Origin of the sequence: Rhodoferax ferrireducens, from assembly GCF_031458075.1 — a bacterium.
Taxonomy (GTDB): Bacteria; Pseudomonadota; Gammaproteobacteria; order Burkholderiales; family Burkholderiaceae_C; genus Rhodoferax_B; species Rhodoferax_B ferrireducens_A.
In genome coordinates, this window is the sequence record NZ_JAVDXT010000004.1 from 118,923 (window position 1) to 142,372 (window position 23,450).

Sequence of the window (23,450 nt, forward strand, 5' to 3'; positions counted from 1 at the left end):
ATTCTATGAAACGCCTCTTGCCCCTGTTGTGCTGCAGCCTCAGTGCCCTGGCGAATGCCCAGATTGCCCCCTCCACCACCCCGACCACGGCCACGCAATGCGGGCTGGCGAATGGCTTGACGGTCATCGTCCAGCCCGACCACCGGGCCCCCACGGCGGTGCAAATGCTGTGGGTCCGCGTGGGTGCCATGGACGAGGTAGACGGCACCTCGGGCGTGGCCCACATCCTGGAGCACATGCTGTTCAAGGGCACGCCCAGCCTGGCGCCTGGCGAGTTCTCGCGCCGGGTGGCAGCCCTGGGCGGGCGCGAGAACGCCTTCACCGCCAAGGACAACACCGGCTACTACCAGCAGATCCCCGCCGCCAAGCTGGAAGCGGTGATGCAGCTGGAGGCCGACCGCTTTGCCCACAACCAGTGGAGCGACGACGAGTTCAAGCGCGAGCTGGAGGTGGTGAAGGAAGAACGCCGCATGCGCGTGGAGGATTCGCCGCGCTCGCTGATGCACGAGGCATTGACCGCCACCGTCTTCACAGCCTCGCCCTACCGCCGCCCGGTGGTGGGCTGGATGAGCGACCTGGAGGCCATGACGGCCGACGACGCCCGGGCCTTCTACCAGCGCTGGTACGTACCGGCCAATGCGGCCCTGGTGGTGGCTGGTGATGTGGAGCCGGCCCAGGTCTGCGCGCTGGCCCAGAAGCATTACGGCAGCATCCCGGCGCGCGCCGTGCCGGCCCGCAAGCCCCGGCTGGAGCCGCAGCAGGTCGGCATCCGCCGGCTCGACTACAAGGCCCCGGCCGAACAGGCCTATGTAGCCCTGGCCTTCAAGGTGCCCAAGCTGGCCGAGGACAACGACGACGCTTTGGCCTTGACCGTGCTCGCCGCGGTGCTCGACGGCTACAGCGGCGCCCGGCTGGAGCGCGCGCTGACCCAGGACCGCGGCCAGGCCGGTGGCCCGGTGGCCGACAGCGCTGGCGCCTACAACGGCCTGGTCGGGCGCGGCCCCCAGCTGTTCATGCTGGACGGCGTGCCGGCCGCCGGCCACACTACGGAAGAAGTGGAAGCCGCCCTGCGCGCCCAGGTAGCCCTGGTAGCGCAGAACGGCGTCACCGAGGCCGAGCTCAGCCGGGTCAAGACCCAGTGGGTGTCGAATGCGGTGTACAAGCTGGACTCGGTGTTCAACCAGGCGCGCGAGCTGGGCAGCAACTGGGTGCAAGGCCTGCCGCTGGACGCCAACGACCGCCTCATCGCGCGGCTGCGTGGCATCACGGCGGCCCAGGTGCAGGCGGTGGCGGCGCGCTACTTTGGTGACGACCAGCTCACCGTGGCGGCGCTGCGGCCCCAGCCGCTGGACCCGAACCGACCCAAGAAACGCCCAATGCCCACCGGAGATCTGCGCTGATGTTTACTATTAAAAATATAGCTGCTTGCGCAGGTTATATATGCACTATCGGCATTTTTTGCTTAAATTCTGCCATGGCGGCGATTCCGGTCCAGCACTGGACCCAGCCCAGCGGTGCCCAGGTCTTTCTGGTGGCCAGCCCGGCGATTCCCATGCTGGACGTGCAGCTCGACTTCGACGCCGGCAGCCGCCGCGACCCGGCCGCGCAGGCCGGCCTGGCCAGCATGACGGCGAATATGGCGACCCAGGGCATGCGTGCCGTCGGTAAAGACCCGGCGCTGGACGACAACGCCGTGGGCGAGGCCTGGGCCGACCTCGGCGCCTCGCTGGGCAGCAGTGCCAGCGCCGACCGCATGAGCTTTTCGCTGCGCAGCCTGACCTACCCCGACCTGCTGGACAAGGCCACGGCGCTGGCTGCGCGGCAAATCGGCGAGCCGGCGTTCAGCGACAGCCTGTGGCAGCGCGAGCGCCAGCGCGTGGCAGCCCAACTGAAGGAGGCCGCCACCCGCCCCGGCACCGTGGCCGGCCGGGCGCTGGCGGCCGCAGTCTACGGCAGCCATCCCTATGGCTACCAGCTGACCGAGGCGACCCTGGCGCGCATCCAGACCGCCGACATGCGGGCGCTGTATGCGCGCAGCATCCTGCCCTGCCGGGCCACCGTCAGCCTGGTCGGTGCGGTGGACCGGGCCCAGGCCGATGCGCTGGTCACCCGGCTGCTGGCGCGCCTGCCGCAGACCGCCTGTGCGCCCTTGCCGGCCCTGCCGGAGGTGGCGCCACTGGCCCAGGCCAGCGATCAGCGCATCCCCTTTGATTCGGCCCAGGCCCAGGTGATGATTGGCCAGCGCGGCTACCCGCGCAGCGACCCCGACTTTTTTGCGCTGCTGGTTGGCAACCACATCCTGGGCGGCGGTGGCTTTGGCTCGCGGCTGACCAGCGAGGTGCGCGAAAAGCGCGGCCTGAGCTACAGCGTCTATAGCGGCTTCGGCCCAGGCCTGCACGCGGGGGCCTTTACCATCGGCCTGCAAACCCGGCCCGACCAGGCCACGCAGGCGGTGCAGGTGGCCAAACAGGTGCTGGCCCGGTTTGTGGCCGAGGGCCCGACGGCCGCCGAGTTGCAGGCCGCCAAGGACAATCTGGCCGGCGGATTTGCGCTGCGTATCGACAGCAACCGCAAACTGCTGGACAACGTGGCTAACATCGCCTGGAACCATCTGCCGCTGGACTACCTGGACCACTGGACCCAGCAGATCGAACGCGTGACGCAAGCCGACATCCAATTGGCTTTCCAGCGTATCTTGCAACCTGAAAAAATGGCCACCGTGGTGGTCGGAGAAAACCCATGAGCACGTTGCAACGCCCCACCAAGCAAGCCCCCAAGAAGACCAAGCCGCGCCCGTCCGACCCGCACCCGACCAGCGGCAAGCCCGGCGAGATCCGCATCATCGGCGGCCAGTGGAAGCGCATCCGCCTCACCGTGGCCAGCAAACCCGGCCTGCGCCCCACGCCCGACCGTGTCCGCGAAACCCTGTTCAACTGGCTGGGCCAGGACCTGGGCGGCTGGCGCTGCGTGGACGTGTTTGCCGGCACCGGCGTGCTGGGCTTCGAGGCGGCGTCGCGCGGCGCGGCCGAGGTGCATATCTTTGAGCAAGACCCAGCGCTGGTGGCCCAGCTGAAGGCCACGCAGATCAAGCTGCAGGCCGGCGCCACCCAGATCCAGCGCGGCGACGGCGTGGCGGCGCTGCGCCAGCTGGCGCCGGCCAGCGTGGACCTGGTGTTCTTGGACCCGCCGTTCGAGTCCGGCCTGTACGAACCGGCGTTGGGTGCCGCGGCCAAGGCGCTGCAGCCCAAGGGCTTTGTCTACCTCGAAGGTCCGAGCAAATGGACCGACGAATTGCTAGCCCCGTTCGGCCTGCGCGTCTACCGCTACCTGAAGGCCGGCGCGGTGCATGCGCATCTGCTGCAGGCCCAGGGCGCAAATGTCGGAGATACCGGAGGAGGGGCATGAACCCGCCGGTCCTGGCCGTCTACCCCGGCACCTTCGACCCCATGACCCTGGGCCACGAGGACGTGGTGCGCCGTGCGGCCCAGCTGTTCGACCAGGTGATCGTGGCCGTGGCGGCCGGCCACCACAAGAAAACCCTGTTCAGCCTGGAGCAGCGCATGGAGATGGCGCGCGAATCGGTCAAGGCCTATCCGCAGGTGCGGGTGGAGAGCTTTTCGGGCCTGCTGCGCGACTTCGTGGTGGCGCGCGGCGGCAAGGCCATGGTGCGCGGACTGCGCGCGGTCACCGATTTCGACTACGAATTCCAGCTGGCCGGCATGAACCGCACGCTGATGCCCGACGTGGAAACCGTGTTCCTGACACCCAGCGACGGCTTCCAGTTCGTCTCCAGCACCTTTGTGCGCGAGATCGCCTTGCTGGGCGGCGAGGTGCACAAGTTTGTCTCGCCCTTTGTGCAGCAGCAGCTGGACGCCAAAGTGCGCAGCCTAGCGGCCCAGCCGGGTCAGCCAGGCTAGCAAGGCCGCATTCACCGCTTGCGGCTGCTCCATGGTCAGCATATGGCCGCACTGGGGCAGCAGTTGCAGCTCGGCGCCGGGTACCAGCGCGGCGATCTCCTGCGACAGCGCGGGCGGCGTCAGCAGGTCGGATTCGCCGCACAGCACCAGGGTCGGGCAGCGCACCTGGGCCAGGTGCAGGCGGGCGTCGGGCCGGTCCATGATGGCGCGGTTCTGGCGTATCCACTGGGCGGCGCCGGCACGCAGCACCAGGTCTTTGTAGCGCCGGGTCAGGGCCTTGTTGCCGGCCTGCTCGCGCGAGAAGGCCAAGGAGGCGCTGGCCCGCACGAATTCCGACACCCGGCCCTGTTCGAACATCTGGATCGCGCCTTCGCGCTGGCGCCGGTGCAGCGCGCTCTCGGGCCGCGCGCCGGTGCCCAGCAGGGCCAGGCCGCGGACACGTTGTGGCGCCTGGCGGGCGGCTTCCATGGCCACCATGCCGCCCATGGAGGCGCCGCATAGCACCAGTTCGCCCGCATGCTCTTGCAGCAATGCCTGGGCCATGGCTGCGATGTCGCCGTGGCGGGCGTGCACATCGGTCACCGTGGTGCGCCAGCGCGGCGGCAGGGCGGCGAGCTGGTCTAACCACATCTCGGCATCGGCTGCCAGGCCGGGGATCAGAATCAGTTGGGGCATGCGGGAATCTTCGGGCGGAGGGGAAAATTGGCCTATGCTGGCCGTATTCAAACCCCGGGAGAATACGCCATGAAGATCTTGTTACCCCTAGACGGCTCCGAGGTGTCGCTGCAGGCCGTGCGCCAGGTCATCAGCATGGTGCGCCAGGGCCTGCAGGCCGAGGTAGTGCTGGCCAATGTGCAAGAGCCCGCGCACCTGTACGAGATGGTGATGGCGGCCGATCCGGCGCTGATCGCCCGGGCCAGTGCCCAGGCCGGTGCCAAGGCGCTGAAGGCCGGCGAGGCCTTGTTGCGGCATGCCGGTATTCCGTACGCCACCGAAGTGGCCACCGGCGACCCGGCCCACACGCTGATCGACATCGTGGAGCGCTTTGCCTGCGACATGGTGGTGATGGGCGCGCGCGACAAGGGCAGCCTGCGCAGTGCGCTGCTGGGCTCGGTGTCGCACGAGGTGCTGCATGCGGCCAAGGTGCCGGTGATGCTGATCAAGCCGAGTGAGGCGCCGGAAGCGGAGCCAGAATTCGAGGAAACGGCCTGATTTTTCTGGCCGGACTAGGTGATTTCCCATGCTCCGGCCTACGTGGTTTCCCATACGCTGAAACACAGGGGCTTGGCTATGATCGCCCCAGTTCAACAGGAGCATCCATGAAAAAACTCGTTACCTTGGTCGCATTGGCGGCTGTCGCTGTGTGCAGCCAGGCGGCCGATTTCCCCAGCAAGCCGGTCAGCATCGTCGTGCCTTTCTCGGCTGGCGGCCCTACCGACCGGGTAGCCCGTGACCTGGCCGAAGCTTTGCGCAAGCCCCTGGGCGGCGTCAGCATCGTGGTGGACAACGTCGCCGGTGCCGGTAGCTCGATCGGCTCCGCCAAGGTGGCGCGGGCCACGCCCGATGGCTATACCTTGCTGTTGAACCACATCGCCATGGCGACCATGCCAGGGCTGGTGCGCAACCTGCCTTTCAAGGTGGATAGCGACTTTGAATACCTGGGTCTGGTCAATGAAGTGCCCATGACCCTGGTGACCAAACCCAGCATGCCGGCCAACAACTACAAAGAGTTGACCGCCTGGCTGGCGCAGAACAAAGGCAAGGTGAATCTGGGCAATGCGGGTGTGGGTTCGGCATCGCATTTGTGCGGCCTGTTGTTCCAGAGCGCCTTGCAGTCCGACATGACCACCGTGCCCTACAAGGGTGCGGCTCCGGCGATGACCGACCTGATCGGTGGCCAGATCGATCTGATGTGCGACCAGACGACCAACACCTCTGGCCAGATCGAAGCCAAGAAGGTCAAGGCGTTTGCCGTGGCGAGCAGCAAGCGCCTGACGACTCCGGCCCTGAAGGACCTGCCCACACTGCAGGAACTGGGCTTGAAAGACTTTGAAGTCACCATCTGGCATGGCCTGTATGCGCCCAAAGGCACGCCACCGGACGTACTGGCCAAGATCAACGCAGCATTGAAAGTGGCGCTGAAGGACCCAGACTTCATCAAGAAGCAAGAAGGCCTGGGTGCGGTAGTGGTGACCGACAAACGTGTCGAACCCGCGGAGCACAAGAAGTACGTGCAGGCTGAAATCGCCAAGTGGAGCCCTGTCATCAAGGCTGCCGGCGTGTACGCGGACTGATTGCGTCTGTGTTGATCTAAGCCGCTGCGCCGCCAGGCCCAGCGGCTTTTTTATTTACCAGACGACTTCGACGTTGTCCTTGGCGCAGCGCTGCAGCATGGTGATGAAGGGCTTGGCGCGCTGCTGTAGCGACACGCTGTCCATTTCATGGGCCTTGGCCTCGGCGGTGGCGGCGCGGCGGGCAGCGTTGTCTTGCACGATGGCGGCCTCCAGCGCGCTGATTGCGCCCGGGATTTCGGCCGGCAGGATGATGCCGTGGGCACCGGTGGTCTTGCCCAGAATATCCAGTATCTGGCGGCCATTCGGTTCGAGCATGACAAGGTCGCCGTCCGCCTTGGATTTGAATTTGTAGATCATGGAAGCTCCGTTGGAAATGGTGTCACCATTGTGCCCGGCTTGCTGCCGTTAGACTGGCATGATGCGGCCCGTAACTTCCCTAGGATGTGCGCTATCCCCGGGTCGCGTGCCACCTGGGCCATGTCCATTTCCCACAGGAGATTTTGAGTGTCCGACATCCATATGCAGCGTGAACATACCCTGGGCTTGCCCGCCGCACGCAAGCTCGCCAACGAATGGCTAGAGCAAGCAGAAAGCCGGCTGGGCCTGAGCTGCACCTATGTCGAGGGCGCGAGCTGCGACGAGATTTCCTTTGAACGCGCCGGCGTGAGTGGGACGGTGCAGGTCACCGAAGACCGCTTTGTGCTGGACGCCGAGCTGGGCTTCTTGTTCAGCGCATTCCAGGACAAGATCGAGACCGAAGTGGCCCGGCGGATGGACAAGCTGCTGGCGCAGGCGGCTCAAGCCTGAAATTTATAAGAAAAAGGCCGCTGGCGCTTGTTATATAAGCGCCAGAAGCTATTTTTTGTATAGCGTTTGCAGCCAGTTCAACTGGTAAATACTTCGGCGTCTTGCAGTGCAGCCCCGACCGCATCCTTGGCCGACAGCAGCGGCGTAATGCCATCCGGCCACTCTATGCCAATAGCAGGGTCGTTCCACGCGATGCAGCGCTCGTGTGCGGGTGCGTAGTAGTCGGTGGTCTTGTACAAGAAATCGGCTGATGCGCTGAGCACCAGAAAGCCATGGGCAAAGCCGGGCGGTACCCACATCTGGCGGTGGTTGTCTTCCGACAGCTCCTCACCGACCCATTGGCCGAACGTGGGCGAGCTGCGGCGGATGTCCACCGCCACATCGAACACCGCGCCACGCACCACGCGCACCAGCTTGCCCTGCGGGTTCTGTACCTGGTAGTGCAGGCCGCGCAGCACGCCCTGGGCCGAGCGCGAATGGTTGTCCTGCACAAAGGCCAGATCCAGGCCAGTGGCCTGGGCAAACGCCTGCTGGTTGAAGCTTTCGTAAAAGAAGCCGCGGGAATCGCCAAACACTTTGGGCTCGACAATGAGCACATCCGGGATGCGGGTGGGCGTGGCTTTCATTTGCGCAGCTCCTCTTTGAGCATGCGCAGCAGGTACTGGCCATAGCCGTTCTTGGCCAGCGGCTGGGCCAGGCGTTCGACCTGCTCGCTGCTGATGAAGCCGTTGCGCCAGGAGATTTCTTCCGGGCAGGCGATCTTCAAGCCTTGGCGACGCTCCAGCGTGGCGATGAACTGGCCGGCTTCCAGCAGGCTGTCGAAGGTGCCGGTATCCAGCCAGGCATAGCCGCGCTGCATGATTTGCACGTCCAGCGTGCCCCGGTCCAGGTAGGCTTGGTTGACGGCGGTGATCTCCAGCTCGCCACGGGCACTGGGCTTGACGGCCTTCGCAACATCCACTACCTGGTTGTCGTAGAAATACAGGCCGGTGACGGCGTAATTGCTCTGCGGCTGGGCGGGCTTTTCTTCGATGCTGGTAGCCTTGCCTTGGGCATTGAACGCCACCACGCCGTAGCGCTCGGGGTCATGCACATGGTAGGCAAACACCGAGGCACCGGCGGTTTTGGCATCGGCTGTGCCCAGCAGCTGGGCAAAATCATGGCCGTAGAAGATATTGTCGCCCAGCACCAAAGCGCTGGGATCGTTGCCGATGAAGTCTTCACCGATCAGAAAGGCCTGGGCCAGGCCGTCGGGGCTGGGCTGTACCGCGTACTGCAGGTTCAGTCCCCACTGCGAGCCATCGCCCAGCAACTGGGTGAAGCGCGGCGTATCTTGCGGCGTGCTGATGACCAGGATGTCGCGTATGCCGGCCAGCATCAGTGTGCTCAGCGGGTAGTAGATCATCGGTTTGTCATAGACCGGCAGCAGCTGTTTGCTGATGGCCAGGGTGGCGGGGTGCAAGCGGGTGCCGGAGCCGCCGGCGAGGATGATGCCTTTGCGTTGGGTCATGGGGTGGGAAGTGTCTCGTTGAGCATGCGGGCCACACCGTCCTGCCAGTCGGGCAGGGTCAGGCCAAAGGCGGCTTGCAGTTTGTGGGTGTCCAGGCGGCTATTGTGCGGCCGCTTGGCGGGAGTCGGAAAGGCTGTAGTGGGCACGGCTTCGACGGCATCGGGGCCGGCTTTCAGGGCTACGCCGGCCTGCTGGGCCAGGCTCAGCACATAGCGCGCATAGCCGTGCCAGGAGGTCTGGCCGGCCGCCGCCAGGTGGTAGATGCCTGCCAAAGCGGGGGCGGCCATGGCCGAGCGCAAGGCCAGCGCTGTCACATCGGCCAGCAGCTCAGCCCCGGTGGGCGCACCGATCTGGTCGTCGATCACGGTGAGTTGCGTGCGTTCCCGGGCCAGGCGCAGCATGGTTTTGGCAAAGTTGCCACCCCGCGCTGCATAGACCCAGCTGGTACGGAAGATCAGGTGTTTGCTGCAGGTGGCCTGGATACGCTGTTCGCCCTCCAGCTTGCTGCGGCCATAGACACTCAGCGGGGCTGGACTGTCGGTCTCCCGCCAGGGCTGGTTGCCGCTGCCGTCGAACACATAGTCGGTCGAATAATGCACCAGCCAGGCGCCGAGCTTTTCGGCTTCGGTTGCCAGCACGCCGGGGGCCAGGGCGTTCAGCGTGCGTGCCAGCTCGGGCTCGCTCTCGGCCCGGTCTACGGCGGTATGGGCGGCGGCGTTGACGATGACATCGGGATGCAGGCGGCGCACGGTATCGGCCAGGCCATCCAGCTGGTTGAGGTCGCCGCAGTAATCGCTGCTATGGCGGTCCAGCGCGGTCAACTGCCCGAGTACCGCCAGGCTGCGCTGCAGTTCCCAGCCGACCTGGCCGTTCTTGCCCAGCAGCAGGATTTTCAGCGCAGGCTTCATGCGGCGCGGGCTGCGTAGTTGGTCTGCACCCAGTCGCGGTAGGCACCGCTTTGCACGCGGGCCACCCATTCGGGGTTGGCCAGATACCACTCTATGGTTTTGCGGATGCCGGTGGCGAAGGTTTCGGCAGGCTTCCAGCCCAGTTCGCGCTCGATCTTGCCGGCGTCGATGGCGTAGCGGCGGTCGTGGCCGGGGCGGTCGGTCACATAGGTGATCTGGCTGGTATAGCTCTGGCCGTCGGCGCGCGGGCGCAGGCTGTCGAGCAGGCCACAGACGGTGTGGACGATGTCCAGGTTCGGCATTTCGTTCCAGCCGCCCACGTTATAGGTTTCGCCCAGGCGGCCGGCTTCGAGCACGCGGCGGATGGCGCTGCAGTGGTCTTTGACATACAGCCAGTCGCGCACCTGTTGGCCGTCGCCGTAGATCGGCAGGGGCTTGCCGGCCAACGCGTTGACCACCATCAGCGGGATCAGTTTTTCCGGGAAGTGGTAAGGGCCGTAGTTGTTGCTGCAGTTGGTGGTCAGCACCGGCAATCCATAGGTATGGTGGTAGGCGCGTACCAGGTGGTCGCTGGCGGCCTTGCTGGCCGAATACGGGCTGTTCGGTTCGTAGGGGTGCGACTCGGTAAACGCTGGATCGCTGGCGGCCAGCGATCCATAGACTTCGTCCGTGGACACATGCAGGAAGCGAAAGCCGGCTTTGGCGTCGCCCGTCAGGCTGCCCCAGTAGGCGCGTACGGCTTCCAGCAACTGGAAAGTGCCGACCACATTGGTCTGGATGAAGGCTTCGGGGCTGTGGATGGAGCGGTCTACATGCGACTCGGCTGCGAAGTTGATGACGGCCCGGGGCTGGTGCTCCGCCAGCAAGCGGGTGACCAAGGCGTTGTCGCCAATATCTCCTTGCACGAAGATGTGGCGGCTGTCGGCCTGCACGCTGGCCAGGTTTTCGATATTGCCGGCGTAGGTGAGCTTGTCGAGGTTGACGACCGGTTCGCCCTGCTGCGCCACCCAGTCCAACACAAAATTGGCGCCAATAAAGCCGGCGCCGCCGGTGACGAGAATCATAATTTTCCTTGTAGAACATGGCGCTGGTATGCCTGTGCCACTCAGCGCCTTAGCTGGTAAAGTTTATCCCACTGGATTGGAGGCAATCCGCTGCTAGCCTTAGAGCGTTCGCTCTAGCCATTTAGGATGCCGCACCTACACCCGGCGTATGACACTGCGTACAGTGCTTGCCATGCGCCGCAATTGCCATAGGCTACGGCTAATCTAACCCCCACTTTGCGAGACCCCCATGGACAAGCAGCAACACAACCCCGCTGGCGACAACCCTTCCGACGTACCTCCCAAGCCCAGCGTCAAAGATTCGGCCCAGCAAATCTGGCTAGCGGGGCTGGGGGCTTTTGCCAAGGCGCAGGAAGAGGGCAGCAAAGTCTTTGAAGCCCTGGTGAAAGACGGCATTGGCATGCAAACCAAGTCGCAGGCCATGGCCGAAGAAAAACTTGCCGAAGCGGCCAGCAAGATGACCAGCATGGCCCAGGGCATTTCTGAGCGCGCCACCGGCCAGTGGGACAAGCTGGAGAACATCTTTGAAGACCGGGTTGCCAAGGCCTTGAAGAAGCTGGGTGTACCGTCGGCCCGCGATGTCGAGGTGCTGACTGCCCGGATCGAAGAATTGAGCCAGCTGGTGCAAACCCTGGTGGCCCAGCAAGAACCTGCAGTCAAGGCCAAGGCCGCCCGCGCGGCCAAGCCGGACGCTTGATTTCTTCCTTGGGTTTGTGGATGCACTAGCGCGATCCCTAGTGCAACTGTGGGATCGCCTGGGGTAGAGTGCAGTCTTCCATCACGGGGGAAGACATCCATGGCGAAAAAAGCGCCGCGCCGCACTGCAGAACGCATTCTGGAGGTCACGCTGGATCTGTTCAACCGGTTTGGCGAACCCAATGTCTCTACCACCCTGATCTCGGCCGAGCTGTCCATCAGCCCCGGCAACCTGTACTACCACTACCCTGCCAAAGAAGAGCTGATCAATGCGCTGTTCGACCGCTACGAGAGCGGCCTGACCGAGCTGCTCAGCGCCAGCGATGGCGTGCGCGACGTGGAAGACGCCTGGTTCTTCATGCACACCCTGTTCGAGCTGATCTGGCAGTACCGCTTTTTGTACCGTGATCTGAACGACCTGTTGAGCAATAACCGGCATCTGGAGACCCATTTCCAGGGTGTGCTGAAGCACAAGACCCGCGCCTTGCAAGTCCTGCTCGACGGCATGGCCCAGGCCGGTGCCCTGCAGATCGATGCGCGCGAAGCCGAGGCCACTGCGACCAGCATGGTGGTCATGCTCACCTACTGGCTGAGTTTTGAATATGTGCGCGACCCCCGCCATGCGCTGGAAGCCGACAGCGCCCAGCAGGCCTTGCTGCGCGGCGCCCACCATGTATTGAACCTGTTGCTGCCCTACCTAGAGCCCAGCCAGCGCCAGCATTTGCGCACCCTTGTGTCGGCCTACGCCAGCCCGGCCGCCCAAGCCACGACCTGAAACCCGTCCATTCACCCAGGAGACACGCCATGGCCCAATGGACTACGTTCCCCCACCCGGGCGAATATGCGTTTGATGCGGTCAGCACCGCCAAGAGCTGGGAACGGCTGCACCGCGGCGACTCCGAGCCGCTGCCCACCGATGCGCTGCTGCTGGAGGCCTGGGCCCTGTTCCATAACGGCGAGTTCGAGAAGGCGGCCGATGCCGGGCTGCAGATCGGCTGCCCGGGTTATACCGTGGCCAACAAGGCCATCAGCATCTACGCCACCTATCTCGAGCCGCATGAAAAAACCCGGCTGGACCTGTTTATGGATGTCGCCGAGCGCGCCGAAGCCCAGGCGCTGGCCGATCCCCAGAACGCCAATGCCTGGTACTGGCATGCGTATGCACTGGGTCGCTACAGCCAGGGCATCAGCGTGGCCAAAGCGCTGGCGCGGGGCCTGGGCGGCAAGGTCAAGGATTCGCTGGAAAAGACCATCCGCCTGCAGCCGCGGCACGTGGGCGCCCATATTGCGCTTGGGGCTTTCCATGCCGAGGTGATCGACAAGGTCGGCCCCTTGATCGGCAGCATGACCTATGGCGTGCGCAAGGATGTGGGCCTGAAGCTGCTGCAGGAAGCCCTGCGCCTGAATCCCGGCTCGGCGATTGCGATGGTCGAGTACGCCAATGCCCTGGTGATGCTGGATGGAGAATCGCGTATGGCCGAGGCCACCCGGCTCTACGAACAGGCCGCCGCCGCCGCGCCGCTGGATGCGATGGAGCACCTGGACGCCGACATGGCGCGGGCCGAACTCGACAGTTAGACCGCGGCCGCGGTTTTTTGCACCAGGATCTCGCCGCGCAGCGAGAACGACATGGCTTCGGTCACCCGCACATCGACCATCTGACCGACCAGGCGCGGCTGGCCCTGGAAGTTGACCACGCGGTTGCATTCCGTGCGGCCCATCAGCTCCAGCCCTTCGGCGCTGGGGCGCTTACTCGGGCCTTCGACCAGGATGCGCTGCACCGTACCAACGCGGCTGGCGGCGATGGCGCGCACGCTGTCGTTCAGCACGGTCTGCAGATGCTGCAATCGCGCCAGCTTGACGCTGTGTGGCGTGTCGTCGGCCAGGTTGGCCGCCGGGGTGCCGGGGCGCGGGCTGAAGATGAAGCTGAAGCTGTTGTCGTAGCCCACGTCGTGCACCAGCTTCATCATCTTCTGGAAGTCTTCCTCGGTCTCGCCGGGGAAGCCGACGATGAAGTCGCTGCTCATCGCCATATCCGGGCGGATGGCGCGCAGCTTGCGCACCGTGCTCTTGTATTCCATAGCCGTGTAGCCGCGCTTCATGGCCATCAGGATGCGGTCCGAGCCGTGCTGTACCGGCAGGTGCAGATGGCTGACCAGCTTGGGCAGCTTGTCGTAGGCGTCGATCAGCCGCTGGGTGAATTCATTCGGGTGGCTGGTGGTGTAGCGGATGCGCTCGATGCCAGGGATGTCGGACACATATTCCAGTAGCAGCGCAAAGTCGGCGATCTCCGCCGTGCCACCCATGGTGCCGCGGTAGGCGTTGACGTTCTGGCCCAGCAGCGTCACTTCTTTCACGCCCTGGTCGGCCAGGCCGGCGACTTCCACCAGCACGTCTTCAAACGGGCGCGACACTTCTTCGCCGCGGGTATACGGCACCACGCAGTAGCTGCAGTACTTGGAGCAGCCTTCCATGATGCTGACGAAGGCGGACGCGCCTTCGACCCGGGCCGGCGGCAGGTGGTCGAACTTCTCGATCTCGGGGAAGCTGATGTCGACCTGCGGGCGGCTTTGCAGCGCGCGCTGGTTCAGCATCTCGGGCAGGCGGTGCAGGGTTTGCGGGCCGAACACCACGTCCACATAGGGCGCACGGGCGATGATGGCCGCACCTTCCTGGCTGGCCACGCAGCCGCCAACGCCGATCTGCACGCCTTTTTTCTTCAGGTGCTTGATGCGGCCCAGGTCGCTGAACACCTTCTCTTGCGCCTTCTCGCGCACCGAGCAGGTGTTGAACAGGATCAGGTCGGCCTCGTCCACGTTCTGCGTGGCCTCGTAGCCCTGGGCGGCGTGCAGCACATCGACCATCTTGTCCGAGTCGTACTCGTTCATCTGGCAGCCGAAGGTTTTGATAAAGACTTTTTTGGACATGGGGAACTCTCAGTGCGCAGGGCCGACCAGCGGCCCAGGCTTAATCGAAAAAGGTAAAGAAGCGCGAGGGATTGGCGGTAGGCCGTTTGACCGCAGCCTCGGCTTCGGTCAGCACCCACACCTCGGAGAGTGCACCGTTGATTTCCCGGATGTAATTCACTTTGACCTTCTGGCCGACCAGGGCGCCCGACAGCAACAGCATATTGTTGGTGCCATGGATACGGGCGCCGGGGGAGAGTTGGTCGAGCTTGCCATCGAGCACCACCTGGGGCGGCACGGTCACTTCCAGCGAGCCGCGCAGGGCAGCGGCCGGGAACTCCCGGGTCTGTGCCCAGGAATTTAAAGAAAACAAGGCGCTAGCGCAGATAAATGCTGCGCTAGTAGCTACATTTTTAATAGCTGATGGGGTGGGGGCAGGGATAGTCATGCAGCGGTTCGTGGTGTACATCCAGAGGCTGGTGGAGGGCGGATTTTACCGTGGGGTGGGGGAAGCGGGTGCTGGCGGCGCCTCGGCGGCCTGCGCGGACTTCATCTGCATCAGCAGCGCATGCAGCATTTCGGTCGACAGGCCATGGACCACCAGGCGGTGCCCGGCCCGCAAGGTGCTGAGCGGCACCAGCGGATGCTTGTTGTTGAGCAGGATCAGGTGCTGCGGCGTGTTCAGGATGGTGGCCACGTAGATGCCCACGGTTTCGTCCAGCTGCAGCGAATTGGCGGCGCGCCAGAAGTCGTTGTCCGTCAGGAACAGCTGGTAGATCGGCGTGAAGCACTCGATGGCGGTTTGCAGGTCGATCTTGTTCAGCCGGCCATGGGGGAAGTGCGCCAGCGCCAGCGGCGGTTCTTGCACCATGCTGAAGTCCGGCTGCACCACCGGATGCAGCTGCTGGCCGGCCGCGCGCAAGGCCTGGTTCAACCGGATCACGAAGTTGAACAGGTTCAGGTCGTGCTTGAGAAAGAAGTCGTCCTTCAGATCGTCCAGGCGCAGCGGCTGCAGCGGTGCGGTGGCTACGGGCGTGGGGGCGTTCTTGGCGATGAATTCCAGAATCTGCCCGCCCAGGTGGAAGTGGCGCATCACCAGCCAGTTGGCCTCGGGCGATACCAGCCGCTTCAAGCCTTCGGCCAGCAGCCAGTGCAGCAGGCGCGATGCCGCCCAGCGCCGCGGCAGAAAGGCTTTGACCACCTGGATCAACACAATGCAGGTGCGCGCCAGCGGCCGCACAAAGGGCAGCAGAAACTGCCGCGACACCGAACACGAGTCGGCCAGCCAGGCCTGCTTCACGTGGTCGGGCAGCGGCGTGCTCTGGTCCAGGTACAGCGCCAGCCAGGGGTTGGGGTCCAGCGGGTCGTAGGCTTGGGTCAGGAAGTCGGGCGGGTTTTTCATGGCTTAGGCGATGTGCTCAAACTGCATCAGGTACAGCTGGGCGGTGTGGCGGGCGGTTTGCAGAATCGCTTCCGCGGCCGACGGGTCCAGCGCCAGGGTGATTTCCACCGCAGCCAGCCAGCGGGCCAGGTGGTTTTCGTCGTTGGCGCCGTGGTATTCGAGGAAGCGGAACGCGCTGGGTGGCAGTGGCAGCTGTTGGCGCAGCAGCGGCAGCAGGGCGGGCACGATGCGCTGGCCCGTGCCTTCGATGACGTAGATGGCGCCCAGCAAGCCCAGTGGATTCTCGGTGGCGGCCAGGGCGTGCAGGTAGCTGTTCAGCGCCTCGCCTCCGGGGTTGCGGCGCAGGCCGTCCAGCGGCAGGCTGCCGCCCGCAGCCAGGTAGTCGCGGTACAGGATATGGAAGTCGTCCTGCTCGTCGCTGGCATGGGTTTCGATCAGCGCGCCCAATGCGGCAAATGGCCCGGTCAGCGCGGCGACGGCCTCGCGCATCCAGCGGCTGCCTTCGCGCACCTGGGGCACCCACTGGGCTGTCCAGTTGCGGTAGTCGGCGGTGCTGAATTGCCCGGCCACCAGCTTGTGGACCACTGGGCTGCGCCATACTTGGGAGCGGTAGCCGTGCCAGATGTCGGCCAGGGCAGTGAGCAGCGGCTGCAGCGGGGCCGGTGCGTGCAGCGGGTCGTGCGGCGCAGCAATGGATTCAACCGGTTGGGCGACAGGCTCGGGCGCGGAACGGCTGATCGGGGCATCGGCGGCCTCGACTTCCAGCAGCATGTAGGCGGCGCTGATGCGGCCGGATTCGGGGATGAAGCAGAGGATTTTTTCGCCCGGCTTCAGGCTATGGGTGTCGATGAACTCGGCCAGCATGATGAAGATCGATGCCGCCCCGGTATTGCCGCGGGTGCGCAGATTGTTGTACCAGCGTTCCCGCGGGATCTCTAGCCCGGCCTTGGCCAGCAGGTCGGCCACCACCGGGATGAATTTCTCGGACGAGTAGTGGCACAGGAAGTGGTCGACCTCGCTGGATTGCACCCAGCCTGCGTTGACCAGTTTGACGTACTCGTGGATGGACACATCGAACAAATGCGGCAGCAGGCGGATGTCCTGGCGCAGCGACAGGGCGCCGGCCGCCTCGGCCTCGCTGGCGCTGGGGTAGTCGAGGAACGAGGTGCTGCGGTCTTCGCTCAGGCCCAGCTGCATGCAGACCGGGTAGTCGCCGGCAAAGCTCTGTTGGTGGATCCAGTTCAGCTTGAGCCGGACCCCGGAGCGGCCCACCGTACCATTGGCGCCGTGCAAGCCGTGGGGGCTGTCGCTCAGCAACAAGGCACCTGCGCCATCGGACAGCATCCAGCGCAGGAAATGCGCGTCGAAGTCGCTTTGGTAGCCGCGCGGGCCAAACCGGCTGCGCTTGAACATGCGCGAGGGCATTTCGGCGGCGACTGCCAGCGCCTGGTGGTGGGCGCCCAGTTCTATCCCCTGGGCCGCGTGCAGCAAGGCGCTGACGCCGGCCGCGCATACGCCTTGGCTGGACAGGGTCGCCATCGGCGGTGCGCCCATCTCGCCCTGCACCATGTTGGCAAAACCTGGCATCAGCGCGTCGCCACCCGATGAGCCGACGCTGAGCAGCGAAACATCGGCCATGCGGGCCCCGGCGCGGGCCAGGCAGTCCTGTGCGGCTGCGGCCGCCATCTGGGCGTGGGAGCAGACGGTTGTGCCTTCTGTGTCGATCGCGTAGTGGCGCGACTGGATGCCGTTCTCGGCCAGGATGCGGGCCTTGATACGACCGGAGATGCGGTTGAGGGGGGCAATGTAGTTGTCCATCTCCTCATTACCAACCGCTGCACCGGGCAGGAAATAGCCCGCAGATTCGATATAGACGCGTTCAAAACGGGTAGGCATCAAGCAGTCTCGCTGGTTTGCATAAGTGATTGGCTGCGCCAGCGCGGCAGCAGCGGGCCCAGCACAAAGGTGGTGAACATATACGGAACCAGCCCGCCGCAGATCAGCCGGGGGTGGATCTGGCCACGGTAGCGCGCATGCAGGGCCGGCAAGCGGGACCAGTGCGTGCGCGCATGCAGGTGGTGGGCGGTGTGCAGGCCGATGTTGAACAGCAGAGGGTTGAGCCAGCCCTCGAAGTTGCGGGCGAAATCCATGCGCGAATGGCCGTCTGCATGCGCATGCTGCAGGTAGTTGGTGGCCAGCAGCCAGTGCAGTCCGTGCAGCTGTGGAATCCAGATGAGCAGCAACCATTTTTGCCAGTCGAGGTAGGCCAGGCCGCCCCACAAACCACCCACCAGCAGGTATTGCAGCAGGCAATACCGAAACGCTCCCGGAGCCCGGCGCCGCAAACGGGCCAGCCAGCGAAAGAACAGCGGGTATAGCGCAGCCGTGGCCTGAAACGGGTGGAGCAGATAGCCGACCAGATGGTTGGTGTCTCTGCCAAACCGGTAGGTGCGGGCAGCGTCCTGTGGCCCATGGCGGTAGCGGTGGTGGTTGGCATTGTGGGTCGCGTGGAATACAAAGCCGGGGTGGCCTTGCAGCAGGCTCAGCCACAGATCGGTCGCCCGGTTCAGTGGGCGGCTGCGCCATATCTTCAGATGCGCGAGGTTGTGGTGGACCACGCTGATGCCCAGCGTCAAGAACAGCATGGGCAGGTACAGCCACCAGGTGAAGCCATAACGCCATTGCCAGGCCGCCAGCGCAGGCAGTAGCAGCAGGTACAGCACAGACTGCCAGTCACGCGGGTGGCGCAGCATGGGTCAGGGCTTGCGCCCGTGGCGGGCAATCTGTGCCTGGGCCGCATCGGGTGGCAGCGCGGTGCCGAACAGCCGGTCCATGAACGGAAACATGAAGCCAAAGTTGCCGTGGTAGCACGCATGGTGCAAGTGGTGGCGGCGGGCGCCGTTGAGCCACCAGCGGTCACGGTCCGCATCGGGCAGGAAGTCGAAGTTCGAATGGCCGATGTTGTTGAAGACGATGCTGAACACTGGCACGCTTAGCAGAGCCCACACGCTGAAGTCGTGCAGCAGCATGGGCAGCAACAGTACATTGCCCAGCATCAATGCCTCCACTGGATGGAAGCAGTAGGTGGACCACGGCGTCACCACCACCGAGCGGTGGTGTAGCAGGTGGAAGCGGCGCAGCCAGCGGGTGTGCAGTAACCAGTGGTTGGCATAGAAATGCACTTCGTTCCATACCACCAATACCGCTACCTCCAGTGCTATCTGCCATCCGCTGGGGTTGACCGCTAGCCTGGCCCAGCCCCATTGCAGAAAGCTCCAGGGCACGACGCTGCCCACACCAAACAACAGTACGCTGAGGGCCGACTGGGTTTGCTCCCGCGCCTGCTGGCCGGGTCCGAGTGGGCGCGGGTCCAGCGTGCGGCCGTGGCCCAAGGCGGGCATCAGATGGTGGGTAATTAGTTGGTTGAGGGCGCCCATGCCCCAGTACAGGCTGCCGAAGAAGATGCAAGCCCACAGCATGATCTGGTGCCAGCTAAGGCCAAGCAAGGTGTCGCGCATCGGTTCTATGTTGTTTTTATGTAGGACGAATTTCGAAGGTGACGGACCCGGCTATTGCTCGCCGCCCGGCCCGGTTGCAGCATGGGACAAGCATATTAACGCAGCGCTTTGGGCGCATGAAAACCCGCTGTTTTCTGGCCCGCATATTGCTTGATGTCACGAAATGGTCGCGGATTGGTCATAAACCGCCACTAGGATTGCGCAAGCTCAGGGGGGCTATTAGTATGCAATCGGGGTAAGCAGAACTTACATTTTGCGACCACATCGCCAGCCTAGGCTGGGTGTTTGCGAATGCTGTTGCCGAGGGTGCTGGCTTTGCCTGCATGCCGAGGTCGTTCGCGGGGCCCTGATCTTTCACCGTCAAATGTGTTTCTAACGGATAACCAAAAGGAAGTGATATGCCGCGTCAAATGTTCAAAGTTCTTGCTGTATCAGCAGCTGCCGCTGTCGCCTTGGGTGGCGCGCAAAGCGCTTCGGCCCAGTCGGCCCAGCTCATCGCTGCAGCCAAAGCCGAGGGTGAGCTCACAGTCATCGCGCTGGCGCGTTCCTGGTGTGGCTACGGCAAGATGATCGACGCCTTCAAGGCCAAGTACGGTATCAAGGTGAATGAGCTGAATCCAGATGCCGGTTCGGGCGACGAGCTGGAAGCCATCAAGGCCAATAAGGACAACAAGGGCCCACAGGCGCCCGACACCATCGACGTTGGTTTGTCATTTGGCCCACAGGCCAAGGCGGCCGGTTTGCTGCAACCCTACAAGGTGGCGAACTGGGCCACCATCCCCGATTCATCCAAGGACCCAGAAGGCTACTGGTACGGTGACTACTACGGCGTACTGGCCTTCCAGGTCAACACCGACCTGGTCAGCAAAGTGCCAACCGATTGGAGCGATTTGCTCAAGGCTGACTATAAGAATGCCGTGGCATTGGCGGGCGATCCGCGTTCCGCCAACCAGGCTATCCAGGGTGTGTTTGCCGCTGGCGTATCCACTGGTGGCGGAGACCCTGCCAAAGCCGCCAATGCTGGCCTGAAGTACTTCTCCGACATGAATAAGGCCGGCAACTTTGTGCCAGTGATCGGCAAGGCCGCATCGTTGGCGCAAGGCACGACCCCCATCATCATCCGCTGGGATTACAACGCCTTGGCTGATCGCGATGCACTCAAGGGCAACCCCAAGGTGCAGGTAGTGGTGCCTAAGACCGGCGTGGTTGCGGGTGTCTACGTGCAGGCTATCAGCGCCTACGCTCCCCACCCCAATGCGGCCAAGCTGTGGATGGAGTACTTGTATTCCGACGAAGGCCAGATCGCTTGGCTGGACGGCTACTGCCATCCGATCCGCTTCAACGACCTGGTCGCCAAGAACAAGCTGCCCAAAGCCATGCTGGACAAGCTGCCGCCGGCCGAAGGCTACGCCAAGGCGATGTTCCCCACGCTGGACCAGCAGAACGCAGCCAAGGAAGTGATCACCAAGCAGTGGGATACGGTGGTCGGCGCCGCTGTGAAGTAAGCGCCGAACGCCTGGTGCGTTCATAGCGCTGGCGTGGCCGTCCTGGCCATGCCAGCTCCCTGTTGGGGTTGATGTGAAACAACTTTCATGGCTCGGGGTGCTCTGCACCCGAGTCCAAGAAAGTTAGTGCTTGGCTGAAAGGCGCAGCGTACGTGACTACTTCTTTGACTTCTGGGCCCGCTGCTGCGCCGCCCAAGCCCGGTGGCGGGTTGAATTGGCATTGGCTAGGTGTGCTGCCGTTCCTGTTGTTCGCCACCCTGTTTCTGATTCTGCCGACCGCTTACCTGATGGTTGGCGCGTTCCAGAACGAAGCCGGCCACTTCACGCTGGCCAATATCCGCGGCTTGATGGACGACAACGTTCTCAATGCCTACTGGATCAGCTTCCGCATCAGCGCCGCGTCGGCTCTGGGAGGCGGCATCATCGGCTTTCTGCTGGCTTGGGCCGCAGTGCAAGGCAAACTACCCGAGTGGATACGGCCTACGCTGATGACCTTTTCTGGCGTGGCTTCCAATTTTGCCGGTGTGCCCCTGGCCTTTGCCTTCCTGGCCACCCTGGGACGGGTTGGGCTGGTTACCACGCTGATGCGCAAGTACCTGGGCTTCGATCTGTACTCCACCGGCTTCAGCATCCTCAGCTTTACCGGGCTGACGCTGACCTATCTGTACTTCCAGATTCCCCTGATGGTGCTGATCGTTTCGCCTGCGCTCGAAGGCTTGAAGCGTGAATGGCGCGAGGCCTGCGACTGCCTGGGCGGTTCGGCCTACCACTACTGGCGCTATGTGGCGCTGCCGGTGCTGTGGCCCAGCATCATGGGTGCCATGCTGCTGCTGTTTGCGAATGCTTTTGGTGCGGTGGCCACGGCCTATGCGCTGACCGGCAGCTCGCTGAACATCGTGCCGATTCTGCTGTTCGCGCAGATCCGCGGCGACGTGCTGCACAACCCGAACCTGGGCTACGCGCTGGCTCTGGGTATGGTGGTGATCACCGGTATTTCCAATGCGGGCTACATCTGGCTGCGCAGCAAATCGGAGCGGGGCCGCACATGAAACCAACTTCTCGGCTGGGTGCCTGGATCGCCATCGGCATCGGTGCCAGCTACTTCCTGATTCCGCTGCTGGCGACTTTCGAGTTCAGCCTGCGCATGCTGCGTGGCGAGTACAGCTTCGAGGCCTACCGCGTGGTGTTTGGCGACCCGCAGTTCCAGGCCACGTTCGGCTACTCCATCGTGATGGCGCTGGTGACCATTGTGGTCGGTGTGCTGCTGGTGGTACCCACCGCCTACTGGGTGCAACTGCGCCTGCCCAAGCTGCGGCCGCTGGTCGAGTTCATCACCTTGCTGCCGCTGGTGATTCCGGCCATCGTCATCGTGTTTGGTTATCTGCGCATCTTCGGCAGCAACTCGTGGATACCGCTGACCGGCAACGAGCGGGCGACCGACTTTCTGCTGGTCTGCAGCTACGTTACCTTGTCCCTGCCGTACATGTACCGCTCCATCGATACCGGATTGCGGACCATCGATGTGCGCACCCTGACCGAGGCCGCCGAGGTGCTGGGCGCGGGCACTTTCACCATTCTGTTCAAGGTGATCTTCCCCAATGTGCGTTCGGCGATCTTATCGGGCGCCTTCCTCACCTTTGCGGTGGTGATTGGCGAGTTCACCATGGCCAGCCTGCTGAACCGGCCGGCGTTTGGCCCGTACCTGCAACTGGTGGGGGCTAACAAGGCGTATGAGCCGTCGGCGCTGGCCATCATGGCCTTCTTGATCACCTGGGCTTCCATGGGCCTGATCCAAGTGTTCGGGCGCAATGCCAAGAACGCCAAGCAATAAATTCCGTTTACAGAAAAGCACCGCATGGCCTTCCTTGAAATCTCCCATCTGAAAAAAGTCTTCGGCAACCAAACGGCGGTGCATGACTTCACCATGGACATCGAACGCGGTGAGTTCATTACCTTTCTCGGCCCTTCGGGTTGTGGCAAGACCACCATCCTGCGCATGCTGGCCGGGTTTGAGGGGCCGTCCGGCGGGGTCATCAAGTTCGATGGCAAGGATGTCACCCACACACCGACTAGCCAGCGCAACATCGGCATGGTGTTCCAGTCGTATGCGCTGTTTCCGAACATGACGGTGGCCGAGAACATCGGCTTTGGCCTCAAGGTGGCCAAGATGCCGCAGGAGCAGATCCATGTGCGGGTGACCGAGATGCTCAAGCTCATCGGCCTGGCCGCGCTGGGTGCGCGCTATCCCTGGCAGCTGTCGGGCGGTCAGCAGCAACGTGTGGCCCTGGCCCGCGCGCTGGCCGGCAAGCCGCAGGTGCTGTTGCTGGACGAACCTCTGTCGGCCCTGGACGCCAAGATCCGCGTCTCGCTGCGCGAAGAAATCCGGGCCGTGCAGCGCGAGCTGGGCATCACCTCGGTGTTCGTTACCCACGACCAGGAAGAGGCTTTGTCGATCTCCGACCGCATCGTGGTGCTGAGCGAAGGCCGGGTCGAGCAGATCGGTACGCCCAGCGAGGTCTACAACTTTCCGCGCACCCGTTTCGTGGCCTCGTTTGTCGGCACCCTCAACCTGCTGTCCGGTGTGGTGGTGGATGCTGCGGCCGGCCAGATCTCGGTAAACGGCCAGCCACTGGTGACCTCGAATTCCATACAGGGTGCCGTGACCGGCCAAACTCGGGCACTGGCGATCCGACCCGAAGCCATCGCGCTGGAGGCTCCCACGCCGGGCCGCAATTCTCTGGCGGCGACGGTGGAAGAAGTGAACTTCCTGGGCGCCGTGGTGCGCATCCGGGTGCGTATGGGTGCGGTGGCGATTTCGCTGGATGTGTTCAATAACCCCCACCGCACGCTGCCGCAGCGCGGTGAGAATATCACCCTGGGCTTCTCCTTCGACAACCTGCTGGTACTGGAAGAAGTGGCCTGA

26 protein-coding genes are annotated in these 23,450 nt (G+C 63.9%); 14 read left to right on the top strand and 12 right to left on the bottom strand.

All coding sequences use genetic code 11. The annotated features are described in order from the left end of the window. Positions 1-5: 5 nt before the first annotated feature. From J2X19_RS19010 to coaD, 4 genes are read left to right on the top strand one after another with little or no spacing between them, the layout of a single operon-like run. Entirely contained in the window at positions 6-1,400 is a 1,395-nt protein-coding gene (locus J2X19_RS19010) for a M16 family metallopeptidase (protein ID WP_310375542.1), read from the top strand. Continuing rightward, positions 1,400-2,743: a M16 family metallopeptidase gene (locus J2X19_RS19015; RefSeq protein ID WP_405048694.1), complete on the top strand. Its 1,344-nt coding sequence runs from the start codon at positions 1,400-1,402 to the stop codon at positions 2,741-2,743. The genes J2X19_RS19010 and J2X19_RS19015 overlap by 1 nt, the downstream gene beginning before the upstream one ends. Then, positions 2,740-3,405 carry a 16S rRNA (guanine(966)-N(2))-methyltransferase RsmD gene (gene rsmD / locus J2X19_RS19020; RefSeq protein ID WP_310375545.1) on the top strand — a complete coding sequence of 222 codons (666 nt, stop codon included), beginning with the start codon at positions 2,740-2,742 and terminating at the stop codon, positions 3,403-3,405. Before J2X19_RS19015 ends, rsmD begins: the two co-directional genes overlap by 4 nt. Continuing rightward, on the top strand, positions 3,402-3,917 hold the full coding sequence (gene coaD / locus J2X19_RS19025) for a pantetheine-phosphate adenylyltransferase (RefSeq protein ID WP_116607318.1): 516 nt from the start codon (positions 3,402-3,404) through the stop codon (positions 3,915-3,917). The genes rsmD and coaD overlap by 4 nt, the downstream gene beginning before the upstream one ends. On the opposite strand, the gene J2X19_RS19030 is transcribed toward coaD, so the two are convergent. Continuing rightward, positions 3,888-4,592 carry an alpha/beta fold hydrolase gene (locus J2X19_RS19030; protein ID WP_310375546.1) on the bottom strand — a complete coding sequence of 235 codons (705 nt, stop codon included), beginning with the start codon at positions 4,590-4,592 and terminating at the stop codon, positions 3,888-3,890. The genes coaD and J2X19_RS19030 overlap by 30 nt on opposite strands. 69 nt (positions 4,593-4,661) lie before the next feature. Here J2X19_RS19030 and J2X19_RS19035 point away from each other — a divergent pair, with 69 nt between their 5' ends. After that, positions 4,662-5,129, top strand: a complete 468-nt coding sequence (locus J2X19_RS19035) for a universal stress protein (RefSeq protein WP_116607316.1) — start codon at positions 4,662-4,664, stop codon at positions 5,127-5,129. Between the two features lie 107 nt (positions 5,130-5,236). After that, positions 5,237-6,211, top strand: a complete 975-nt coding sequence (locus J2X19_RS19040) for a tripartite tricarboxylate transporter substrate-binding protein (protein WP_310375551.1) — start codon at positions 5,237-5,239, stop codon at positions 6,209-6,211. Between the two features lie 54 nt (positions 6,212-6,265). Here J2X19_RS19040 and J2X19_RS19045 read toward each other — a convergent pair whose 3' ends face one another. Next, positions 6,266-6,568: a DUF1840 domain-containing protein gene (locus J2X19_RS19045; RefSeq protein WP_116607314.1), complete on the bottom strand. Its 303-nt coding sequence runs from the start codon at positions 6,566-6,568 to the stop codon at positions 6,266-6,268. 147 nt (positions 6,569-6,715) lie between these two features. On the opposite strand from J2X19_RS19045, the gene J2X19_RS19050 reads away from it, so the two are divergent. Next, positions 6,716-7,018, top strand: a complete 303-nt coding sequence (locus tag J2X19_RS19050) for a polyhydroxyalkanoic acid system family protein (RefSeq protein ID WP_310375554.1) — start codon at positions 6,716-6,718, stop codon at positions 7,016-7,018. A 77-nt stretch (positions 7,019-7,095) separates the two neighbouring features. Here the strand turns inward: J2X19_RS19050 and rfbC are convergent, their stop codons facing one another. From rfbC to rfbB, 4 genes are read right to left on the bottom strand one after another with little or no spacing between them, the layout of a single operon-like run. Then, on the bottom strand, positions 7,096-7,644 hold the full coding sequence (gene rfbC, locus J2X19_RS19055) for a dTDP-4-dehydrorhamnose 3,5-epimerase (protein ID WP_310375556.1): 549 nt from the start codon (positions 7,642-7,644) through the stop codon (positions 7,096-7,098). Next, on the bottom strand, positions 7,641-8,528 hold the full coding sequence (gene rfbA / locus J2X19_RS19060; protein ID WP_310375558.1) for a glucose-1-phosphate thymidylyltransferase RfbA: 888 nt from the start codon (positions 8,526-8,528) through the stop codon (positions 7,641-7,643). The genes rfbC and rfbA overlap by 4 nt, the downstream gene beginning before the upstream one ends. Continuing rightward, on the bottom strand, positions 8,525-9,424 hold the full coding sequence (gene rfbD / locus J2X19_RS19065; protein WP_310376211.1) for a dTDP-4-dehydrorhamnose reductase: 900 nt from the start codon (positions 9,422-9,424) through the stop codon (positions 8,525-8,527). Before rfbD ends, rfbA begins: the two co-directional genes overlap by 4 nt. A gap of 8 nt (positions 9,425-9,432) precedes the next feature. Further along, entirely contained in the window at positions 9,433-10,500 is a 1,068-nt protein-coding gene (gene rfbB / locus J2X19_RS19070; RefSeq protein WP_310375560.1) for a dTDP-glucose 4,6-dehydratase, read from the bottom strand. A 229-nt stretch (positions 10,501-10,729) separates the two neighbouring features. On the opposite strand from rfbB, the gene J2X19_RS19075 reads away from it, so the two are divergent. The 3 genes from J2X19_RS19075 (at position 10,730) to J2X19_RS19085 (ending at position 12,774) form a co-directional block, all read left to right on the top strand. Beyond that, the gene (locus J2X19_RS19075) at positions 10,730-11,197 is read left to right on the top strand and encodes a phasin family protein (protein WP_116607309.1); all 468 of its coding nucleotides are present in this window, start codon (positions 10,730-10,732) and stop codon (positions 11,195-11,197) included. A 99-nt stretch (positions 11,198-11,296) separates the two neighbouring features. Next, a complete protein-coding gene (locus J2X19_RS19080; protein ID WP_310375563.1) occupies positions 11,297-11,971 on the top strand; it encodes a TetR/AcrR family transcriptional regulator in 675 nt (224 codons plus the stop codon). A gap of 29 nt (positions 11,972-12,000) precedes the next feature. Then, entirely contained in the window at positions 12,001-12,774 is a 774-nt protein-coding gene (locus tag J2X19_RS19085) for a tetratricopeptide repeat protein (protein WP_310375565.1), read from the top strand. On the opposite strand, the gene miaB is transcribed toward J2X19_RS19085, so the two are convergent. Genes miaB through J2X19_RS19115 form a run of 6 tightly spaced genes read right to left on the bottom strand, consistent with a single transcriptional unit; the run spans position 12,771 to position 19,022 of the window. After that, the gene (gene miaB / locus J2X19_RS19090) at positions 12,771-14,123 is read right to left on the bottom strand and encodes a tRNA (N6-isopentenyl adenosine(37)-C2)-methylthiotransferase MiaB (protein WP_310375567.1); all 1,353 of its coding nucleotides are present in this window, start codon (positions 14,121-14,123) and stop codon (positions 12,771-12,773) included. The two genes, J2X19_RS19085 and miaB, sit on opposite strands and share 4 nt — an antisense overlap. Positions 14,124-14,163: 40 nt before the next feature. Further along, positions 14,164-14,550 carry a hypothetical protein gene (locus J2X19_RS19095; RefSeq protein ID WP_310375569.1) on the bottom strand — a complete coding sequence of 129 codons (387 nt, stop codon included), beginning with the start codon at positions 14,548-14,550 and terminating at the stop codon, positions 14,164-14,166. Positions 14,551-14,595: 45 nt separating this feature from the next. Next, complete coding sequence (locus tag J2X19_RS19100; RefSeq protein WP_310375571.1) at positions 14,596-15,504, bottom strand: DUF6999 family protein; 909 nt, start codon at positions 15,502-15,504, stop codon at positions 14,596-14,598. A 3-nt stretch (positions 15,505-15,507) separates the two neighbouring features. Then, positions 15,508-17,400 (bottom strand): iron-containing redox enzyme family protein, encoded by a 1,893-nt coding sequence (locus tag J2X19_RS19105; RefSeq protein WP_310375573.1) that lies wholly within the window; start codon positions 17,398-17,400, stop codon positions 15,508-15,510. Next, positions 17,400-18,257 carry a fatty acid desaturase gene (locus tag J2X19_RS19110; RefSeq protein WP_310375575.1) on the bottom strand — a complete coding sequence of 286 codons (858 nt, stop codon included), beginning with the start codon at positions 18,255-18,257 and terminating at the stop codon, positions 17,400-17,402. The genes J2X19_RS19105 and J2X19_RS19110 overlap by 1 nt, the downstream gene beginning before the upstream one ends. A 3-nt stretch (positions 18,258-18,260) precedes the next feature. Further along, positions 18,261-19,022 carry a sterol desaturase family protein gene (locus tag J2X19_RS19115; protein WP_116607302.1) on the bottom strand — a complete coding sequence of 254 codons (762 nt, stop codon included), beginning with the start codon at positions 19,020-19,022 and terminating at the stop codon, positions 18,261-18,263. A gap of 410 nt (positions 19,023-19,432) precedes the next feature. Here J2X19_RS19115 and J2X19_RS19120 point away from each other — a divergent pair, with 410 nt between their 5' ends. The 4 genes from J2X19_RS19120 (at position 19,433) to J2X19_RS19135 (ending at position 23,450) form a co-directional block, all read left to right on the top strand. After that, positions 19,433-20,527, top strand: coding sequence for an ABC transporter substrate-binding protein (locus J2X19_RS19120; RefSeq protein ID WP_405048696.1), 1,095 nt, complete (start codon positions 19,433-19,435; stop codon positions 20,525-20,527). Between the two features lie 164 nt (positions 20,528-20,691). After that, the gene (locus J2X19_RS19125; protein WP_165830862.1) at positions 20,692-21,576 is read left to right on the top strand and encodes an ABC transporter permease; all 885 of its coding nucleotides are present in this window, start codon (positions 20,692-20,694) and stop codon (positions 21,574-21,576) included. Next, complete coding sequence (locus J2X19_RS19130; protein ID WP_116607299.1) at positions 21,573-22,358, top strand: ABC transporter permease; 786 nt, start codon at positions 21,573-21,575, stop codon at positions 22,356-22,358. The genes J2X19_RS19125 and J2X19_RS19130 overlap by 4 nt, the downstream gene beginning before the upstream one ends. A gap of 24 nt (positions 22,359-22,382) precedes the next feature. Further along, on the top strand, positions 22,383-23,450 hold the full coding sequence (locus J2X19_RS19135) for an ABC transporter ATP-binding protein (RefSeq protein ID WP_310375580.1): 1,068 nt from the start codon (positions 22,383-22,385) through the stop codon (positions 23,448-23,450).

What these genes read in the sequence shown, in the direction of transcription:
- J2X19_RS19010 (WP_310375542.1), top strand. Translation starts at nt 6, where the DNA reads ATGAAACGCCTCTTGCCCCTGTTGTGCTGCAGCCTCAGTGCCCTGGCG.
- J2X19_RS19015 (WP_405048694.1), top strand. Translation starts at nt 1,400, where the DNA reads ATGTTTACTATTAAAAATATAGCTGCTTGCGCAGGTTATATATGCACT.
- rsmD (WP_310375545.1), top strand. Translation starts at nt 2,740, where the DNA reads ATGAGCACGTTGCAACGCCCCACCAAGCAAGCCCCCAAGAAGACCAAG.
- coaD (WP_116607318.1), top strand. Translation starts at nt 3,402, where the DNA reads ATGAACCCGCCGGTCCTGGCCGTCTACCCCGGCACCTTCGACCCCATG.
- J2X19_RS19030 (WP_310375546.1), bottom strand. Translation starts at nt 4,592, where the DNA reads ATGCCCCAACTGATTCTGATCCCCGGCCTGGCAGCCGATGCCGAGATG.
- J2X19_RS19035 (WP_116607316.1), top strand. Translation starts at nt 4,662, where the DNA reads ATGAAGATCTTGTTACCCCTAGACGGCTCCGAGGTGTCGCTGCAGGCC.
- J2X19_RS19040 (WP_310375551.1), top strand. Translation starts at nt 5,237, where the DNA reads ATGAAAAAACTCGTTACCTTGGTCGCATTGGCGGCTGTCGCTGTGTGC.
- J2X19_RS19045 (WP_116607314.1), bottom strand. Translation starts at nt 6,568, where the DNA reads ATGATCTACAAATTCAAATCCAAGGCGGACGGCGACCTTGTCATGCTC.
- rfbC (WP_310375556.1), bottom strand. Translation starts at nt 7,644, where the DNA reads ATGAAAGCCACGCCCACCCGCATCCCGGATGTGCTCATTGTCGAGCCC.
- rfbA (WP_310375558.1), bottom strand. Translation starts at nt 8,528, where the DNA reads ATGACCCAACGCAAAGGCATCATCCTCGCCGGCGGCTCCGGCACCCGC.
- rfbB (WP_310375560.1), bottom strand. Translation starts at nt 10,500, where the DNA reads ATGATTCTCGTCACCGGCGGCGCCGGCTTTATTGGCGCCAATTTTGTG.
- J2X19_RS19075 (WP_116607309.1), top strand. Translation starts at nt 10,730, where the DNA reads ATGGACAAGCAGCAACACAACCCCGCTGGCGACAACCCTTCCGACGTA.
- J2X19_RS19080 (WP_310375563.1), top strand. Translation starts at nt 11,297, where the DNA reads ATGGCGAAAAAAGCGCCGCGCCGCACTGCAGAACGCATTCTGGAGGTC.
- J2X19_RS19085 (WP_310375565.1), top strand. Translation starts at nt 12,001, where the DNA reads ATGGCCCAATGGACTACGTTCCCCCACCCGGGCGAATATGCGTTTGAT.
- miaB (WP_310375567.1), bottom strand. Translation starts at nt 14,123, where the DNA reads ATGTCCAAAAAAGTCTTTATCAAAACCTTCGGCTGCCAGATGAACGAG.
- J2X19_RS19095 (WP_310375569.1), bottom strand. Translation starts at nt 14,550, where the DNA reads ATGACTATCCCTGCCCCCACCCCATCAGCTATTAAAAATGTAGCTACT.
- J2X19_RS19100 (WP_310375571.1), bottom strand. Translation starts at nt 15,504, where the DNA reads ATGAAAAACCCGCCCGACTTCCTGACCCAAGCCTACGACCCGCTGGAC.
- J2X19_RS19105 (WP_310375573.1), bottom strand. Translation starts at nt 17,400, where the DNA reads ATGCCTACCCGTTTTGAACGCGTCTATATCGAATCTGCGGGCTATTTC.
- J2X19_RS19110 (WP_310375575.1), bottom strand. Translation starts at nt 18,257, where the DNA reads ATGCTGCGCCACCCGCGTGACTGGCAGTCTGTGCTGTACCTGCTGCTA.
- J2X19_RS19115 (WP_116607302.1), bottom strand. Translation starts at nt 19,022, where the DNA reads ATGCGCGACACCTTGCTTGGCCTTAGCTGGCACCAGATCATGCTGTGG.
- J2X19_RS19120 (WP_405048696.1), top strand. Translation starts at nt 19,433, where the DNA reads ATGTTCAAAGTTCTTGCTGTATCAGCAGCTGCCGCTGTCGCCTTGGGT.
- J2X19_RS19130 (WP_116607299.1), top strand. Translation starts at nt 21,573, where the DNA reads ATGAAACCAACTTCTCGGCTGGGTGCCTGGATCGCCATCGGCATCGGT.
- J2X19_RS19135 (WP_310375580.1), top strand. Translation starts at nt 22,383, where the DNA reads ATGGCCTTCCTTGAAATCTCCCATCTGAAAAAAGTCTTCGGCAACCAA.